The organism is Xanthobacter autotrophicus, assembly GCF_030015065.1.
Lineage (GTDB): Bacteria > Pseudomonadota > Alphaproteobacteria > Rhizobiales > Xanthobacteraceae > Xanthobacter > Xanthobacter autotrophicus_D.
In genome coordinates, this window is record NZ_JAIVFN010000005.1 from 42257 (window position 1) to 59360 (window position 17104).

Sequence of the window (17104 nt, forward strand, 5' to 3'; positions counted from 1 at the left end):
CCACCTCCACCGCTCCCCCGTTTCCATCTGGAAAGAACTTGCCCATTTTTGGAAACGACATTCCACCCTCCACCCTCCCAGGCCTTAAGAGCCTGTTTGAAAATTCAGAAGGGCATAACCGCGCTCACCCCGTCATGCCCCGGCTTGTGCCCGAAGTCGGCTGTTGCCGACTTCGGTTCCCGGAAGGCGGAACTCGGGAACACCCGAGTTCCGGGCATCCACGCCGAACCGCTTGGGAAAGCGTGCGAAAGCCATTCCCAGCCTCACCGCGTGGATGGCCGGGACAAGCCCGGCCATGACGGTGATAAAGTACCTGCCGGAGCTGCAAGCGCCCATCTGGGCGATTTTTCAAACGGGCTCTAAGGAGGCCGGCAGTGCGTACGATGGCGGCCCAGAGGGCTTTGACGCCGCGTTCGAAGACTTTGAACAAGTGGGCCTCGAGCTTCGAAAAAGGCGTTCTCGATCGGGTTGAAATAGGGGCCGTAGGGCGGTAGGAGCACAAGACCCTCGCTCGCAGCCCCGATCATTCGGAGCACCTGTGGCGCCTTGGCAAATCGAGATTGTTGATCACCACGATATCGCCGGACGGGAGCTCGGGAACGCGGACTTGTGATGTTGCCCCGAACAAGCCGGACCGCCTCTGGTAAGGTGAAACTCATGCATTTGAATCATGTAACCTGAAAGTTCATGCGTCAGTTTGCCGACAAGCCGCACTTCCCAGCCCGCCCCTTGCGGGTCGCGCTCTTTGTCCATGCCTTTTTCCCGGAACATATCTACGGTACGGAATCCTATACGCTTGCCCTCGCGCGGCAGTTGCGCGCCCTGGGCCATTATCCGGTCGTGGTTACTGCGGTCAGCCCTGGCGAACCGTCCCAGGCCGAAGAGGTGGAGCGCTACGCCATCGGCGACATCCCCGTCCTGCGTATCGACCGCAACCGGACACCGCCGCGCAATGCGCGCGAGGAGTACGACATGCCGGACCTCGCTCCGCTGCTGGAGCGTCTCCTCAGGGAGATCCGGCCGGACGTGGTGCATGTCTGTCATCTGGGCAACTTCTCGGTCGTCCTGCCGCAGGTGACCGAGGCTCTTGGCATTCCCACCTTCGCCACCCTGACGGACTTCTTCAACCTGTGCCTCAACAGCCTCCTCCAGCTTCCCGACGGCGGCCTGTGCACGGGTCCCGATGCGCGCCGGCTCAACTGCATGACATGCGGCATCCTGATGCGTCGGTCCGAGCGGCCGAGCCCGTTCTGGGCAGCGCTGGCGCATCCGGTCGTGCACCACCTTGCAGCCCTTGCCGGAACCAGCCTCGCCCCGCTCCTGCCGCCACCGCTTGGAACCGATGCGCGCTCCGTGATCCGCCGGCCGCAGGCTTTCGGGGCGGCCATGGGGCGATACCGGGCAGCCATCGCGCCGACGCACTATCTGAAGGATACGTTCGAGGCCAATGGCGTCACCCTGCCTCTGGTCCACAGCGCCTTCGGCATTGATATCGACCGCCGCCCCAAGCCGCCCGCCGGTGATGGCCCGGTACGCTTCGGCTTCATCGGTCAGATCCTGATGCACAAGGGGCCGCATTTGCTGCTCCAGGCGCTCCGGCTTCTGCCGGCAGCCGCCTTCTCCCTCGACATCTGGGGCTCCGAGCAGCTTTATCCCGACTATGCGCGGGACTTGCGGAGCGTCGCTGCGCCGATGCCGGTCACCTTCCATGCCCCCTTCGAGGAACACCGGATGGCCGAGGTCCTCTCCCGGATCGATGTTCTGGTGCTGCCGTCGACCTGGTTCGAGAACGGGCCGCTCACCTTGCTCAAGGCACTTGCGACCCACACCCCGGTGGTGGTCTCCGACGTGCCGGGCATGACCGAGTTCATCCAGGAGGGCATCGACGGCTTCGCCTTCCCGCGCGGGGATGTGGAAGCGCTCGCAGCGGTCCTGCGCCGGTTCGTGGAGGCCCCGGACCTCGCCCGCAGCGTGAGCGCAGCCACGGCCTATCCGCGCACCGAGCGCACCATGGCGCTGGAGGTGCTGGACCTCTATTCGCGCTTCGGCGGCAGCCCGGCGCCGGCGGCCGGCGCAGCATGAGGGTCGCCATCCTCAGTTCTGGCTGTCTGCCGGTGCTGGATGGCGTCACCGTCAGCGTGGATGCGCGGGTCCAGCGGCTCGCGGCTCGCGGGCACGATGTCCTCCTGCTCGCGCCCCGGCCCGCGGACGACTTGCGGCGGCCGGCCGGTCTGCCCGACGGGGTGGTCTTCGTGGGCCTGCCGGGAACGCCATTCGGCGCAGCGGCGGGGGACATCAATCCCGGTCCCGCCGCCCATGAGGTGATCGAGCAGGCGCTCGCCGCCTTCCGTCCGGATCTCATCCACGTGGACGAGCCCGAGCGACTCGCCTGGGGCATCAGGCGCCTGCCGGGTCTTGCCTTCGCGCGGCGCCACGGCATCCCGGCCGTGGCGTTCTTTCACACCAATTTCGTCGATTATTGGGGGCAGGGGAGCCGCCTGGCGCCGCTTCTCGACCCGTTCAAGGCGGTGGGCTGGCGGCTGGTGACAGCGCTTTACAACAGGTTTGACGCCACCCTGGTGCCGAGCGCGCAGACCCATCGGCGCCTCACCGGCTTCGGGCTGAGCAACGGGGTCTGCGGCCGCTTCAACGGCTCCGATACGGCGTGTTTCTCGCCGGCCCTGCGCGCCCCGGGCTATTGGGGACGGAACTGGGGCCTGCCCGGTCTCGACGATCGGCCGGTGATGCTCATTGCCGGCCGCCTGACGCCGGACAAGGGCTGGTTGTCCTGGGACGAGGCGCTGCCGGCGCTCGCCCGGCGTCTGGGAGATAACCTCGGCGTGCTCATCGCCGGCGATGGGACACTGCGGCCTCGCGTGGAGCGTCTGGCCGCAACGCTGCCCCAAGCGCATGTGTTGGGCGCGGTGCCCCACGCGGATCTCGGCGCGCTTCTCGCCAACAGCGACGCCTATGCCACCTTCTCCCGCTGCGAGAATGCGAGCCTCGCCATCTATGAGGCGCTGGCGGGCGGCGCGCCGGTCGTCGCGCCGCGCGCGGGCGGCATTCCGGGGCAGGTCCGCCACGGGGAGAACGGCTTGCTGTTCGAGCCCGGCGATATCGAGGACTTCGTGACCCAGATGGCCCGCCTCGTCGAGGACAAGGCGCTCGCCGCCCGCCTCCGCGCGACCCTCGCCGCCGAGCGTGAGATGCTGGACTGGGAGCCCGCCTTCGAGGCGTGGCTCGATGCCGTCAGCCGGATCGCGGAAGGCCGAGGGCGGCGGCCTCCTGCGTGAGCGCCTCCAGGGCCTGATCGAGCTGGGCGTCGGTATGGGCGGCCGAGAGGAAGAAGCGCAGGCGGGCCGAGCGATCGGGCACCCCCGGCGGCAGCACCGGGAAGGCATTGATGCCGCGCTCCAGAAGCTTTTGGGCGAGTTGCACGGTCTTGATGGTCTCGCCCACGATGACCGGCACGATGCCAAAGCCCCAGGCGGCTCCCACATCGAAGCCGCCGGCCACCATCTGGGCCCGGAAGCGCGCACCATTGGCCCGGAGGCGTGCCACCCGCTCGGGCTCGGTGATCATCAGTTCCAGCGCGACGCGCGCGGCCTCCGCCACCGGAACCGGCATGCCGACGCTGTAGACCATGCCCGGTGCGAACGCCTTGAGATAGTCGATGAGCGCCATCGGCCCGGCGATATAGCCGCCGCAGCTCACCAGCGACTTGGAGAGCGTGCCGAACCAGATGTCCACGGCTCGCGGATCGACGCCCGCATGCTCGGCGATACCCCGCCCCGTGCCGCCCAGCACGCCGAGGCCGTGGGCGTCGTCGATCATGAGCCAGCAGCCGAACCGCTCCTTCAGCGCCACGAGGCTCTTGAGGTCTGGTCCGTCCCCGTCCATGGAGAATAGGCCTTCGCTCACGATCAGGACCCGGCCGAAGCGGTCGCGGTCGCGCGCCAGCATGGCCTCAAGGGCGTCAAGGTCATTGTGGGGGAAGGTGCGGCGGGTGGCGGGGCTGTACTGGGCGCCGAGCAGCACGCAATTGTGCATGAGGGCATCGGTGACGACGAGGTCATTCGGCCCCATGAGGGTCGGGATCACCGCCAGCGCGGTGGCGTGGCCGCTGACGAAGGCGAGGGCCGCCTCGGCCCCGTAGACGGCGGCGAGCCCCGCCTCAAGCGCGCCATGGGCCGGCCGCTCGCCGGCGGACAGGCGGCTCGACGAGACGCTGGTGCCCCATTGCGCGGCCGCCTCGGCAACGGCGCGGGTGATGCGCGGGTCGCCGTTGAGGCCGAGATAGTCGTAGGACGCGAAATTCACCACCTCGCGCCCGTCGATCCTGGACACGGCACCTGCGCGCATCTCGTGAACGCGGTGGTAGGGGCTTTCGAGGCCCAGCAGATCCGCCGCGGCGAGTTGCGTTCTGAGTTCCGTGAAGCGCGGCAGGGTCTCGAACGCCGTCTGCGGCCAGTGGTCCGCCCGCTCGGGTGGCCGGGGCGCCGCCGCCGGGGTGGGCGCCCTCATCTCGGCCATGAGCCGGGCGAGCTCGTCGTCCGAGAGGCGGCCACCGCCGCTCATGCCGGCCGCCCCGTGGCGGCGCGGCGGGCGCCGATGGCCTTGAGGATGGCGCTGCCGTCTTCCGGGGCGAGGCTGACGCCGTGCTGCTCCAGCATCGCCGCATCGGTGGCGTCCGGACCGGCTTCCGGTGCCTCGGAGGCCGGCTCGGGCGTCCCGCGCAGGCTCGCCAGCGCGACGCCCGTGAGGTCCGCCAGGGTGCGGCCGCTGCCGATGGCGAGGAGCGGCAGTTCCAGCCCGAACTTCTTTTCCAACGTCAGCCGCAGCTCCAGTGCCATGAGGGAGTCCATGCCGAGCGCGGAGAGCGGTGCGGTCGGATCCACGGTCTCGGCGGGGAGACGCAGAATGCCGGCGATCTCCCGTGCCAGCAATTCGCCGAGCAGGTCGCGGGCGGCATCCTCGCTCAACCCGGCGAGGCGCGCGGGAAGGGGATCGCCGTCGCCTCCCGCCTCGTTCGCCGTGGCGGAGAAGAGGCGCGGGAAGGTCGGCGTCTTCAGCACGGCGAGCTGGCTTGCGATCGCCGTCTGGTTAACCTGGGCATAGACCGCCATGGGTCCGGCCTCCTGTCCCCGGGCCATCAGGCGACCGAGGAAGGTGAGCGCCTCGCTGGACACGATGCCGGCGACGCCGGTGGCGCGGGCGAGGCGCTGGCCGAGCGCTTCTTGCTTGGCGATCACGCCGGCATCCGAAATGGCACCCCAGGCCAGGGCAAGTCCAGCAAGCCCCCGGCTGCGGCGGTTGCGCACCACGCCTTCAAGGAAGGCGTTGGCCGCCACGTAGGCGCCCTGTCCGGGGCTGCCGATCATGGCCGAGGCCGAGGAATAGACCACGAAATGGTCCACCGGATGGGCTTCGGTAATGCGGTCGAGGGCCAGCACGCCGTCCACCTTGGGGGCGAGCACGGTGGCAAGGCTCTCGGCGGTGAGGTTCGCCACCACGCCGTCCTCCAGCACCATGGCGGTGTGGATGATGCTGCGCAGCGGGCCATGTGTGGCCACGAGGCGCTCGACGAGAGCTGTGAGGGCATCGCCGTCGCGAGCGTCGGCGGCCTCCACGACGATGCGGGCACCGGCCTCATTCGCCGCGGCGATGCGGGCGGCGGCCTCGCCATCGCGTGCGCCGCTGCGGGAGGCGACCGCAACGACGCCCTTCGTTTGGTCCGCGAGCCACAGGGCGGTTTCGAGCCCGAAGCCGCCGGTGCCGCCGATCACCAGATGGACGCCCTCGCGCAATGCCAGATCGCCTCTGCTGGCCGCGGCCAGCCGGCCCCTCTGCTGCGGGCGCACGACGATCTTGCCCATGTGGCGCGCGCCCTGCATCTGGCGAAAGGCCTCTCCCACATTCTCGCCGTCTACCGCGCGATAGGGCAAGGGATGGAGCTGACCCGCGCCAAAGGCATCGCTGATGTCGGCCATCACCCGCTTTGCGCGTTCCGGATCGTGGGCCAGCAACTGGTCGAGATCCACGCCGAAATAGCTGAGGTTGCGGGCGAAGGGGCGCAGCCCTACGGCCGTGTTGGCGAGGAAGTCGCGCTTGCCCAGCTCCACGAAGCGCCCGAACGGCTTCACCAGGCGCAGGCTTGCCGCCATGGCGTCGCCGGCGAGGGAATTGAGAACCACATCCACCGCGCCATGGTCCCGCGCGATCTCCCGAGCGAAGGCGAGATCGCGCGAATTGTACACGGCCTCGACGCCGAGGGCCCGCAGCAGCGCCGCCTTGGACGGCGTGCCCGCCGTGGCGATGACACGCGCCCCACGCGCCAGCGCGATGTTCACCGCTGCGAGGCCGACGCCGCCGGCGGCCCCGTGGATCAGCACCAGCTCTCCCGGGGCAAGGCGCGCGCAGTCCACGAGCCCGTACCAAGCGGTGGCGAACGCCACGGGAATGGCTGCGGCAGCTTCGAGGGCAAGGCCGTCCGGCGTCTTGAAGGCATACCAGGCCGGCACGGTGACGTGGGTGGCGAAGGCGTCCGGCGCAAATCCCATCACGCCGTCGCCGACCTTGAGATGGGCCACATCGGCCCCGACGCGCACCACCGTGCCCGCGCACTCGAAGCCAAGCGACGCGGAGGTGAGGCCGGGGCCGAGGATGTCGTCGTCGAGCGCGCCGAGCGCCAGCATCACGTCGCGGAAATTGAGGCCGGTTGCGGCCACCTCGACCTCGACCTCATCGGCGGCCGGCGCCTTTCGCCCGTCCGCGATCCAGTCGAGGGAGCCGAGCGTACCTTGCTGCGGCACATGGAGGCGCACGCGGCGGGAGGTGTCCGCTGGGGCCGTCTCCTCGCGGACGCCGCGGAGCACCCGCACACCGAACATGCCTTCGGGGTAGGAGGCAATTTCCGTTTCCGGACCGGCGCTGTCCAAGATCGTGCGCAGGCGACGAGCCGCATCCGCATCGAAAGTGTCCACATCCACAAGGCGCAGGTCGAGTTCCGGATTCTCGTTAAGAATCACCCGGCCGAAGGCGCAGATGGCCACAGCCGACGGATCGAGGATGATCCCCTCCAGCGGCCGCCCGCGAGCGGTGACGATCCACACGCGCACGGCCTTGCTGCCCGCGGCCCAGCCCACGACGCGCTTCAGCTCCAGCAGACACGCGGACAGGGCCGCGCGTGGTGCGATATCGGGGTCAAGGACGGCGGGAAAGATCACGTCCCACGCGGCGCCGCCCGAGGGTGGTTCAGGGAGGGGAGCGTCGGGGCCGATCGGGTTGCCTTCGCCCGCGAGGATGCGGCAGAAGTCCGGTGCCGCGGCATTGCCGAGCACGATGGGACGGCGTTCGGTGACGCTTGGATCGGCAGGCGGGAGTGCGGCGCCGACGAGGATCGAGAGGCCATCCGGCAGCGGTGTGCTCTCAATGTGCGAGCAGCCCATCGCGAGAAGCAGAGCGTCCAGCTGAGGCTTGGATATGCTGTCGTGGCCCGCTGCCGTCCAGTTGCCGGAAAGCAGGTCCATTGCCTCGTCGGCAGCGGGATGGGCGAGCACGATCCGGGCGCCGCGACCGATCTCGGCAATGCGCTCGGCTTCCTCCGGACTGCCGTCGAACGGCCGGCGGGCTGCAAGCCCGACCACAAGGTCCACCGGTGCGTGGCGCAGGTCCGGTTTTCCGGTGTCAAGAAAGCCGAAGCCGTCCGCACCCGGCTGCGCAGCGATGCGCTCGAAGGCCGCTGTGTTGCCCCCGGCGAAAGTAATATGTGCCGTGCCTTCCCGCACGAAGGGCAAGAGGGTGCGGACGAGGCCTGCGGTCCAGGGCTGCACCGCGATCACTTGGGGCCGGGCGGGCGCGGCAGCGGCCACCCGCTCCGCCACGGCGCGACTCAGTGCGTTCAGTCCCGCCTGGAAGACGAGTCCGTCTTCCTCGAACAGTTCTGCGATTGCTGCAGGCAGAGGGCCAAGGACGCCCGTCTCAAGTCCGCCGGGCAGCGTCGCCATCAGGTGGGCCGCGAGGCGGATCTCGCCGTTCGCTGCGGGAAAGCGCGCGACAAGGGTCCGGAAGATGGTCTGCGAGGCTGGCAACTGCGCGTCCTGGAGAGTCCAGCCACCGGCTTTGGCTTTGGCAAGGCCGAGGGCCTCCAGATAGGTCATCAGGCGGACGAATTGGTCCTGCGCACCGGACCCGATCCGCTGGGCCGCCATCAGCGCCGGCAGCGCCACATCCCGCCCGTCGGCGATGCGGCGCACGGTTTCAAAGACGAAGGAGCGCACGAAGCCGCGCAGTAGCAGAACGGCGTCGGCGGGGGCTGGCGTGAAATCGGCGAGGGCGTGCAGGTCGGGCGCTGTCGTTGCGGCATTGTCCAGGGGCTCGAACTCCAGCCGGAATTGGCGCTCGGCGTCGTTGTGGCGTGACAACACCACCTCGCGCAGGACGAGGCCTTCCACTTCCGCTACCACCGAACCGTCGGCCGCGAGCAGGCTGATGTCGACGCGCGAGGTGAATCGGCTTTCATGGGTGCGGCGCAGGATGTTTTCCGTCACCGGCACGCCCTGTTGCCAGACCCGCAGGGCGCCGATCCGTACCGGCAGGTGGGTGCGCGTCTCACCTTCCACCTGATGCGCGTCGAGGAACAGCGAATGTAGGGCGGCGTCCAGGCTGGTCGGGTCGACCACGTGGAGATCGGCGAACAGGCCGGTGGGTGGCGCCTGCGTGGAGAGGCGCGCGACCGCCCCGTCGTCATTGCGCTCAACGCCCAGGATCTTGCGGAAGCTCGGTCCGTAGCCGAGGCCGCAGCGCTCCGCCGCCGCATAGACGGCCTCGGGCGTCGCCGGCTTCAGCGTCGCCGGATCCGGGCGGTCAAGGCGTGCGGGCCTGCCTGAGGCGAGGCCAATGCGGCCGACCGCATGGAGCAGAAATTCGCCACCGCTGAGCCGACGCCGGGCGCGGATCTCGCAGGTCCGCGAGACTTCGTCGATGCGGGTTGACATCTCGCGCATGGTCCCATCCGCAAGCGTGAGCGGGCGCAGGATGTCGAAGTCGAGGAGTTCGAGCGGTCCCGCGCCGAAGGTGTCGCGGCCCGCAGCCAGCATCATTTCCGCGAGCGAAGCGCCGGGCACCACGGGCTCGCCTTCCACCTTGTGGTCGGCAAGATAGGGGACGATCTGCGCGTCGATGAAGGAGCGCCAGTCCGGGATGTTCTGGCCGACCCGCCGTCCCAGCAACGGATGGGTCGGCGTCGATCCGAAAAAGCTGCCGAAGAGGTCGAGGGCCTCGCTCGTCCGCGGCAGCACGAAATCCTGGCGCTGGAACGGGTAGGCCGGCAGGGCGAGGGGCGCCGCGGGCGCTTCGCCGAAGGCGCGCGTGGTGTCGAGCCGGGTTCCACGCACGAAAGCGCGGGCGAGCGTGGCGCGTACCGGGTCCGCCTCCTCGTCATCGTCACGCTCGGACAGGCTGCCAAGGCATTCCGCCGGAGATCCCGCCTCCTTCAGCGTGTCTCTCGCCGCCGAAAGGAGGATGGGGCGCGGGCCGATCTCGATGAAGTGCGTGGCACCGCGCGCGCCCGCCGTGGCGATCGCATCGGCAAAGCGCACCGGTTCGCGGATGTTGTGCCACCAGTAGCCGGCATCAAGGGCTGTGCCGGGAAGGAGCGTGCCCGTGACTGTCGAGATGAAATCGAGGCGCGTCGCGGTGGGCGCGAGCTGTTCGAGGTCGGCGCGGATACCCGCTTCGGCATCGTCCAACAGGCTCGAATGGAAAGGATAATCGACGCCAATCCCCATGCTGGCGATGCGCTGGAGCCGCGCCGCCTTTTCGGCGTGGGCGATGGCCTCGGCGGAGCCGCTGATGGTAACCGAGCGTGGGCCGTTCACTGCGGCCAGATCGAGATCTGGTAGGCCGAGGTTGTCCAGGAAGGCGCGCGCCTGCATTTCTCCCGCGGCCAGCGCCAGCATCCGCCCGCGGCCGGCGAACGGTTCCTGCCTGAGGCTGCGATGGTGGATGAGATGAATCGCGGCTTCAAGATCAAGCGCGCCGCTCGCCGCCGCGGAGGCCACCTCGCCGACGCTGTGCCCGAGGACCATGTCCGGCGTGAGCCCCTCTTCTGCCAGTGCCGAGGTTAGTGCGACCTGGATGGCAAAGATGAGGGGCTGCGCGACCGAGGTCTTGCCGATCCGCGCGTCAAGGTCGGAGGCGCCGAGCATGTCGGTGAGCGAAGAGCCTCCGACTTCACAATAGAGCAGGTCGGCAGCTTCGAACGCCGAGCGGAAGGCGGCGCTGCGGGCCAGGGCTGTCCGGCCCATGCCCACCCACTGGGCCCCGTTGCCACCGTAGACGAACGCGACCTTGCCCTGCTGCGGCAGGGCCTTCCCGCTGGCGACGGGGGACGCATCGCCGCTGCTCTGGGCAAAGCTGCGCAGCGCGGTTGACATGGCCTCGGCACGGCCCACCGGCAGCGCCAGGCGCAGGTCGAACAGATCGCGCTGGTGGCGGGTGGCGGCAGCAATATCTGCCGGCGTCGCGTTGCCGATCGCGTCCCCGGCCTCAAGGCGGCTGGCATAGGCGCTGGCGAGGTCCCGCAGGGCGTCCTGGGTCCGGGCGGACAAGGCCAGCAGCCGGGCCGGCGCCGTTGCCGGCCGCACCTCGGGCATGGGCTCCGCGGCGCGCAGGACCACGTGGGCATTGGTGCCGCCGAATCCGTAATTGCAGATGCCGGCAAACGGTGTCCGCCCGATGTCGAGGGGCACATGCTCCAGCGCCGGCGCGAGATTGAGCTGGGAAAACGCAATGTTGGGGTTGATGCCTTTGAGATGGAGCGTGCGCGGATAAAGGCAGTGCTCCAGCGCAAGCGTCGCCTTCACCAGTCCTGCGAGGCCGGAGACGCATTCGAGGTGGCCGATGTTGGATTTCACCGAGCCCAGCGGCAGCGGCGTGGCCCGCCCCCTGCCCAGCGCCGACCCGATGGCCTGCGCTTCGATGGGATCGCCGACCGGCGTGCCCGTGCCGTGCGCCTCCACGAAGGCGAGGCTTGATCCGTCGATCCCCAGACCCTGGTAGGTTTGCTCCATCAACCGTGCCTGGCCCTCGGCGGAGGGCAGGGAGATGCCTGCGGTGCGGCCGTCCGAATTGACGCCGGCCGCAACCACATGGCTGCGAATGCGATGGCTGCCGGCACGGGCATCCACGCTCCTGCGCAGGATGATGGCGACCGCACCTTCGGAACGCACATAGCCGTCCGCCGCAGCGGAGAATGGCCGACACCGCCCCGTCGGCGACAGCATGGAGGCACGCGAAAAGCCGATGAAGGGGGCCGGCGACAGCAGCAGGTTCACGCCGGCCACCACGGCCGTGTCGATCAGTCCTGCCTCCAGCGCGATGGCCGCCTGTGCCAGCGCGACGAAGGACGAGGAGCAGGCGGAATCGATGGTGAAGCTCGGGCCATGCCAATCGAAGACGTAGGATATGCGGTTCGATATGATTGACAGGGAGTTGCCTGTCATGAAATGGCTCTCGATGGCCGCCGGATCGCCAGAGGCGCCCATCTGGTAGTCGATGTTGGAGGCGCCCACATACACGCCCACCGAGCCGAGTGCCGGTGAGGACGCGGGCAGGCCGGCATCCTCCAGCGCCTCCCAGACCACTTCGAGCAGCAGGCGTTGCTGCGGGTCGATCTGCTGTGCTTCCCTTGGGGAAATTCCGAAGGCTGCAGGGTCGAACGCAAACGGCGTGTCGAGGTAGCCGCCGGCAAACGTATAAGCGAAGCCGGGCTCGGTGCGGCGCGGATGCTGGCCAAGCTCGACCGGCCAGCGGCCGATCGGGAAATCCCGGATGGCTGATCGTGCTTGCGTCAGGAGCGTCCAGAGCGACGCGGCGTCGGTGGCACCGGGAAGGCGGCAGGCGAGACCGATGATCGCAAGATCACAAGTGGAAAGGCGTATCAATCTTTCGTCCATGCGCCGGAATGAACCAACATCAGTCAAAGGCCGTTATTCAGGCCACGTGTTGTAAGCTGCTTTCTCGATTAAACTTATTTACTCTGAAGTGCGTCTTCCCAGTTCGACAGGACGACGACATATATCGCGCTGCGTCATCTGGGTCGAGGAAAAGCGCCCCACAACTTGTTTTTCGCATTCTGAAAATGAAGTGATCCGGGGAGCGGCCCGAACGCCCGCCTCACCGGGCCGGGCCGACATCACATCATATGTCGGCAACAAGGCGCGGCGAAGCACCAAGGTCGGGACTGGCTTCGTCAAGCGCCCAGGCCAGATAGCGCTCGGCGGCCCGCTCGACAGGCAGTGGCGTCTTCATGGTGCGATAGAAGCGGTCCCAGCCTTCCATGTCTGCGGCGGCGGATACCAGCGTCTCGCCCCAGTCGGAGGTATTGCCGACTCCCACATGCAGGCCGTCGATCCCGTCGCGCACATGTTCCGCCATGCCGCCGATGTTCGAGCAGAGCAGCGGCCGACCGAAGCGGAATGCCTCCTGGATGACGACCGGCGAGTTTTCCCACCACACGGACGGCACCACCACCCAGTCGATGCGGGCCATGCGGCGCCCCAGGTCGTCGCGGTGGTACGCTCCCGGCCAGTGCAGCACGCCCTCCTCCATCAGTGGCCGTCGCAGCGCTTCGATCCGGTTGCGGAAGGCCTCGTCCTGGTTTGCGAGATTGGCGCCGTGGATCTCGACGTGGATGTCCTTGCGCTGCTTGCGGGGCAGGTTGGCGAGGGCAGACAGCAGAACGTCCACGCCCTTGAACGGCGTGACCTGCCCGAAAAATGCGAAGCGGTTGCGCAATCCGCCGGGAGCCAGCGTCCGGGGTGCGAGACGCGCGCCCTCCGGCTGCCCGTTCTCGATGACGGCGATCCGTTCCGCCGGCAGACCCCAGGCGATATAGCGCTGACGCAGGAACTCGGACGGCGCGATGAAGCGGTCCACCGCATCGAAATGGCGGCGGATGAAATGCTTGCGCAGCCAGAAGTCTTCCTCGCTGCGATCCGGGTAGCAACCGACGCACGCCTGAAGGCTCTCGCCAAAGCACAATTCGGCGGAGCCGCGCTTCACCATCTGGCCGTTGTTGGCGCAGATCGCCTGGAATTCGTGAAGCGTCAGCACGATCTTCGCCCGGGGGCAGGTGTGCCGGATTTCCCGAAGCAGTTCCAGGCCCATATGGGCGTAGTGATGGACGAACACGATGTCCGGCTTGAGCCCGCCGAGAAAGCGCCGGAACGAAGTGGTCACGGCGTCGCGCACGCCGGACTGGAACTTGAACCAGTCCCGCATGCCGGTGCGCCAGAGGAACTCGTTGTTCCGCAACACGGTGATGAGTCCGGACTGCTCGCCTGCATGATGGCCCGCGAGCAGGACGACCTTGCGTGCCGCCTCTGCCTTGCCCAGGGCCGCGAACAGTTGATAGGCCGCAACTTCGGCGCCGCCGGCGCTGAAATCCACATGGCCATGGGAAATGACAAGAATGGTCCCGGTCAAAGACGCTCTCCCGCCATCCCGTGCATCGCGTGTCGGCCCAGCGCCTCGCGCCAGCGCTCCTGGTGCAGCCAGGCGTTGAACAGCATCACCCGCACCCGGAAGTCGCCGGAACCGAAAAGGCCCAGGGACTGCCGCTCCAGATGCGTCAGCGCGATGTCCGGGCACACGCCCACGCGCCGCCCCGCCGCTTCCGCCGTCAGGCAGAGGTGAGAATCCTCGAAATCGCCGATGAGGTAGTCCTCGCAGAAGCCGCCAAGCTCCAGCAATTCTGCGCGATGGCCGATGAGGCAGGCTCCGGTGGCGGCGGCCTGATCGACAATGGCGCCCTCGGGCGCCGGCCCGGCCGCGAGGCCCTTGCCGGGATGCTGGTTCAGATAGACGCCGTAGGCCGGGCTGTACTCGAATGTCATGCCGTCATGCTGCACGCCGCCGCTGGGAAACAGTAGCCGGGTGCCAAGCAGTGCATAGTCGGGATTGTCATCGAGCCGCGCGCTCAGGGCGTCGAGCCAGCCCGGCGCCGTGGGGATGACGTCGGAATTCAGGAACAGGATCTGGCGGCCGCGCGCCACCGACAGGCCCAGGTTGTTGGCGCCGGAAAAGCCCCTGTTGCGTCCGCCCCAGACCACGGTCAGCGGTACCCGGTAGAGCTGCCACCAGCGCTCCATGGCCGACTGCACGGGCTGCGCGATGTTGGGATCATCGACGATATAGAGCACCTCGCAGTGCTCCCGGATGAAAGCATCGTCAGCAAATTCAAGCAGTTGGTGGTCCACGAAGTCGTAGCGGCCGAACAGCGGGATGAGCAGCGACACCTCCGGCTCGGCCGCGACCGGGCCGATGCGCCGCACGAGGGGCTGGTTTCGCGGGTGCTGGCGCATGCGGGCGATGAGGCGCTGCAGCAGCGGGCCGTCGTGGGCGGCGAAGCGCTCGACCATGCGTTCGGGCGGAACCGGCAGGCTGAAGGCCCAGCGGGCGTAGCCTACCGCATCGAGGGGCGCCGGCTCACTCGTGCGCTCGTGGAGCAGGATGAGGTCGTCGCCGGCCCGGGCGAGCAGGCGCACGACCGAGCCCCCGCGGGCGGTCGGCGGAAGCGCCTGCAGGAAGCCGGCTTCCGCGCAATCGGCACCATAATCCGCTGAAAAACCATCGAAAATGTCGGGCCGATTCCAGCGCAGCGCACCCGCCAGATCAAGGCACGCGCCCCTGTCGTCGACGACGAAGAAGTCGGCGCGGCCCAGCGACCAGCCGACGCAGAGGCCGCCGGCGTCGGGGACGGTTTTCAGGATGTCGATGTAGCCGCGGGGGTCGCCGGGGCGGTGGGAGGGGGCGGCGGACCAGGCGACGGCGCGCAGGAGGTCGGGCAAATCGCGCAGCGCATCGAACAGGACGCCCCGGGCCGGGGCGTATTCGCGCAGGATGCGGGACAGGTCGGGCTCGAGCTCGGAGGCAGCAAAGTCTTGCGGTGCAACGCTTTTCTGCTTCCGCCCGCCGGCTTTTGCGTGGACCTTCGCGCCTTCGGGGAAGGGGCCGCGCCAGAGGCAGAGGTAGCCGGTGACCGGATTGGAGAAGGCATAGGCGGTGGCGACGTCGGGGCGGGGCACCTCGACCCGCAGGATCGGGGCGATGGGCTCTTTTCCGCTGTGAAATCCAAGGGTTGCGTCGCCGCAGGTCCAGCCGGTGAGGACCAGGATCTCGCCGTCGAAATACAGCCGGTCGAGGCCCGCCCCGTCCCGGTTGGTGCCGGCGGCGTCGGTCTCTACCAGCGGCGGCCAGACCGGGCCTTCGACGGGGCGTTGCCAGATAATCTCTTTTTCTTCAGGGACTTGCGCTGGCGGGGCGGGGTCGGCGACGGGTTCGGAAGCTTCGTGGGGTTCACGGGCTTCGGGTTCGGCGGCGCCGCCAACCCGCGCCTGCTGCGGCCGCGCTCGATTTGCAAACCAAGACATGATCTTAACCAGCCCCAGCATGGCCAACGCACGATTGTGCCACCACCTGCAATTCCCGATACGTCAATTAGAACTCGCGCAAGGGGACGTCAATTTGCATATTGCGACGAAGCGTTGGCGGGTAGGCGAAGGATGAGGTTGCAAAAACGGGAGACTGAGACTGAGCCATAAATCAGCCCTCGAACTTACACCTAAACAGGAGGAGAAAAATGCTTCAGGTCATAATCTGTGAATCCGTCGCGAATTGAAATTTATTGCGGGTCATCGATGAAAGACTCTAATATTTCGGTCGCACGGTCAAATTGATCCGCCCGCCCAGAGAAAACGGCAAGTTCTTCTATTACTATAGATTTCTCCAGAAACTCCTCCACAATCCGGTATTGAGGGCGAGAGGTGTAGTCGTGAATCATGAATGTTGCGCTGGGTGAGGCGATATAACACGCTGCTGCCGCCGCGATCCGATATCGCCCGTCAATTAACGCCAAATCAAAGTCACCCGAGCGGCTGGGCCAAGAAAGATACTCTCGAACCTGTCGTTCACTCGGCTTTAGCAGCGGAAATCCCCATGCCGTAGTGCGTCCGATATTTATGTGCCGAATATTCAATCGTCCAACATCGATATATTTTCGAAGAGCGTACTTCTCAATTATGTTCTCACAAAATGACAGATCCGTTTCGATACTGAAAACCGTCTGTATTCCGCACTCGAAAGCCAGTGCTGTTGATCCTCCGGATCCATATTCGATATACCGATGAGAGGCGCTCATTCGCTTTGCTATTGCCTCTATTTCGGCAGGAGATGCGTGTACCGCGTCGGAAAAAAGCATTGATGCCCAGCCCGGAAGCTGACGCTTGGTTTTGACGGGGTGAACAAAAGCGCTGCTCGGAAAGGGGGAGCGTTGCTCGAATATTGCGTTAAAGTCGCGCTGATTCACCATGCCGTAAGTCGACGTAGACAGGTCTATGAGCGTAAAATCAGCCATTTTTGCGATCGTCGGCATGAGAACTTCGTAATGTCCGGTCCATCCGGCTTCGAGTTTTCGACGATATGTATCTATAAAACTGCGAGGGAAAAACATTAGTGGAAGAAGCGCCGCATGGGGCGCCTCCGGTAGAGGTTCTGCTTCCGGAGCAGAAAGACTCGGCCACCACATCCAATGAGCATTGTCTTGAGACTTTGCCCGAACCTGGACCGCTCCAACAGAGCCGGACGTGGCTAGGGTGCACAGTCTGTCAATGGTTTCGGAGCTGGGATTATTTGGCCAAACGTCGTCCTCCCAACGTATGAAATGGGAATATTGGGGGAAGCGCTCCACCGCAACAATCATCTTAAGGTCAAGATTGCCTGGAATGATCGACCGGCCCTTGCGGTGAGGAAAGGCGTCGAAGATATCGCTCGTGGAAAGTCTAAGCTGCGCTCCGTCGCAAAATAGCGGCGTCTCAACGGGTTCATCGGAGTGAATGACAGCCACGAGGTCGGCTTTGCCTGCGAACAGATCGGCAACCCGGGCCATTGTCTCCCGCGCCAGCGCGTTTTGACCGTCGGACCGTTCGGTGGTGTCAAAGAGAATGCAAAGGGCTGTCTTATTCACTGGATGTCCCTGTGGCTTTTCCTCAAGCATCTGCTTATGCAGGAGGCGCATGTGGTTTGCAACAAGCAGGATGACCTA

Annotated in this window: 7 protein-coding genes; 2 read left to right on the top strand and 5 right to left on the bottom strand. The window is 66.7% G+C overall.

Annotation, left to right across the window (positions count from 1 at the left end):
• Positions 1-687: 687 nt before the first annotated feature.
• On the top strand, positions 688-2082 hold the full coding sequence (locus K9U40_RS02535; protein WP_282888674.1) for a glycosyltransferase: 1395 nt from the start codon (positions 688-690) through the stop codon (positions 2080-2082).
• A complete protein-coding gene (locus K9U40_RS02540) occupies positions 2079-3293 on the top strand; it encodes a glycosyltransferase (RefSeq protein ID WP_282888675.1) in 1215 nt (404 codons plus the stop codon). Before K9U40_RS02535 ends, K9U40_RS02540 begins: the two co-directional genes overlap by 4 nt.
• Here K9U40_RS02540 and K9U40_RS02545 read toward each other — a convergent pair.
• The 5 genes from K9U40_RS02545 to K9U40_RS02565 form a co-directional block, all read right to left on the bottom strand.
• Positions 3250-4578 carry an aminotransferase class I/II-fold pyridoxal phosphate-dependent enzyme gene (locus K9U40_RS02545; protein WP_282888676.1) on the bottom strand — a complete coding sequence of 443 codons (1329 nt, stop codon included), beginning with the start codon at positions 4576-4578 and terminating at the stop codon, positions 3250-3252. The two genes, K9U40_RS02540 and K9U40_RS02545, sit on opposite strands and share 44 nt — an antisense overlap.
• Positions 4575-11945 carry a type I polyketide synthase gene (locus tag K9U40_RS02550; RefSeq protein ID WP_282888677.1) on the bottom strand — a complete coding sequence of 2457 codons (7371 nt, stop codon included), beginning with the start codon at positions 11943-11945 and terminating at the stop codon, positions 4575-4577. Before K9U40_RS02550 ends, K9U40_RS02545 begins: the two co-directional genes overlap by 4 nt.
• A 256-nt stretch (positions 11946-12201) precedes the next feature.
• Positions 12202-13488, bottom strand: coding sequence for a glycosyltransferase (locus K9U40_RS02555; protein WP_282888678.1), 1287 nt, complete (start codon positions 13486-13488; stop codon positions 12202-12204).
• On the bottom strand, positions 13485-15455 hold the full coding sequence (locus tag K9U40_RS02560) for a glycosyltransferase family 2 protein (protein WP_282888708.1): 1971 nt from the start codon (positions 15453-15455) through the stop codon (positions 13485-13487). The genes K9U40_RS02555 and K9U40_RS02560 overlap by 4 nt, the downstream gene beginning before the upstream one ends.
• Positions 15456-15685: 230 nt before the next feature.
• Positions 15686-17026: a hypothetical protein gene (locus K9U40_RS02565; RefSeq protein ID WP_282888679.1), complete on the bottom strand. Its 1341-nt coding sequence runs from the start codon at positions 17024-17026 to the stop codon at positions 15686-15688.
• Positions 17027-17104: the final 78 nt, after the last annotated feature.

Excerpts from the sequence above, each read along its gene's own strand:
- K9U40_RS02535 (WP_282888674.1), top strand. The coding sequence starts at position 688 with ATGCGTCAGTTTGCCGACAAGCCGCACTTCCCAGCCCGCCCCTTGCGG.
- K9U40_RS02540 (WP_282888675.1), top strand. The coding sequence starts at position 2,079 with ATGAGGGTCGCCATCCTCAGTTCTGGCTGTCTGCCGGTGCTGGATGGC.
- K9U40_RS02545 (WP_282888676.1), bottom strand. The coding sequence starts at position 4,578 with ATGAGCGGCGGTGGCCGCCTCTCGGACGACGAGCTCGCCCGGCTCATG.
- K9U40_RS02560 (WP_282888708.1), bottom strand. The coding sequence starts at position 15,455 with ATGCTGGGGCTGGTTAAGATCATGTCTTGGTTTGCAAATCGAGCGCGG.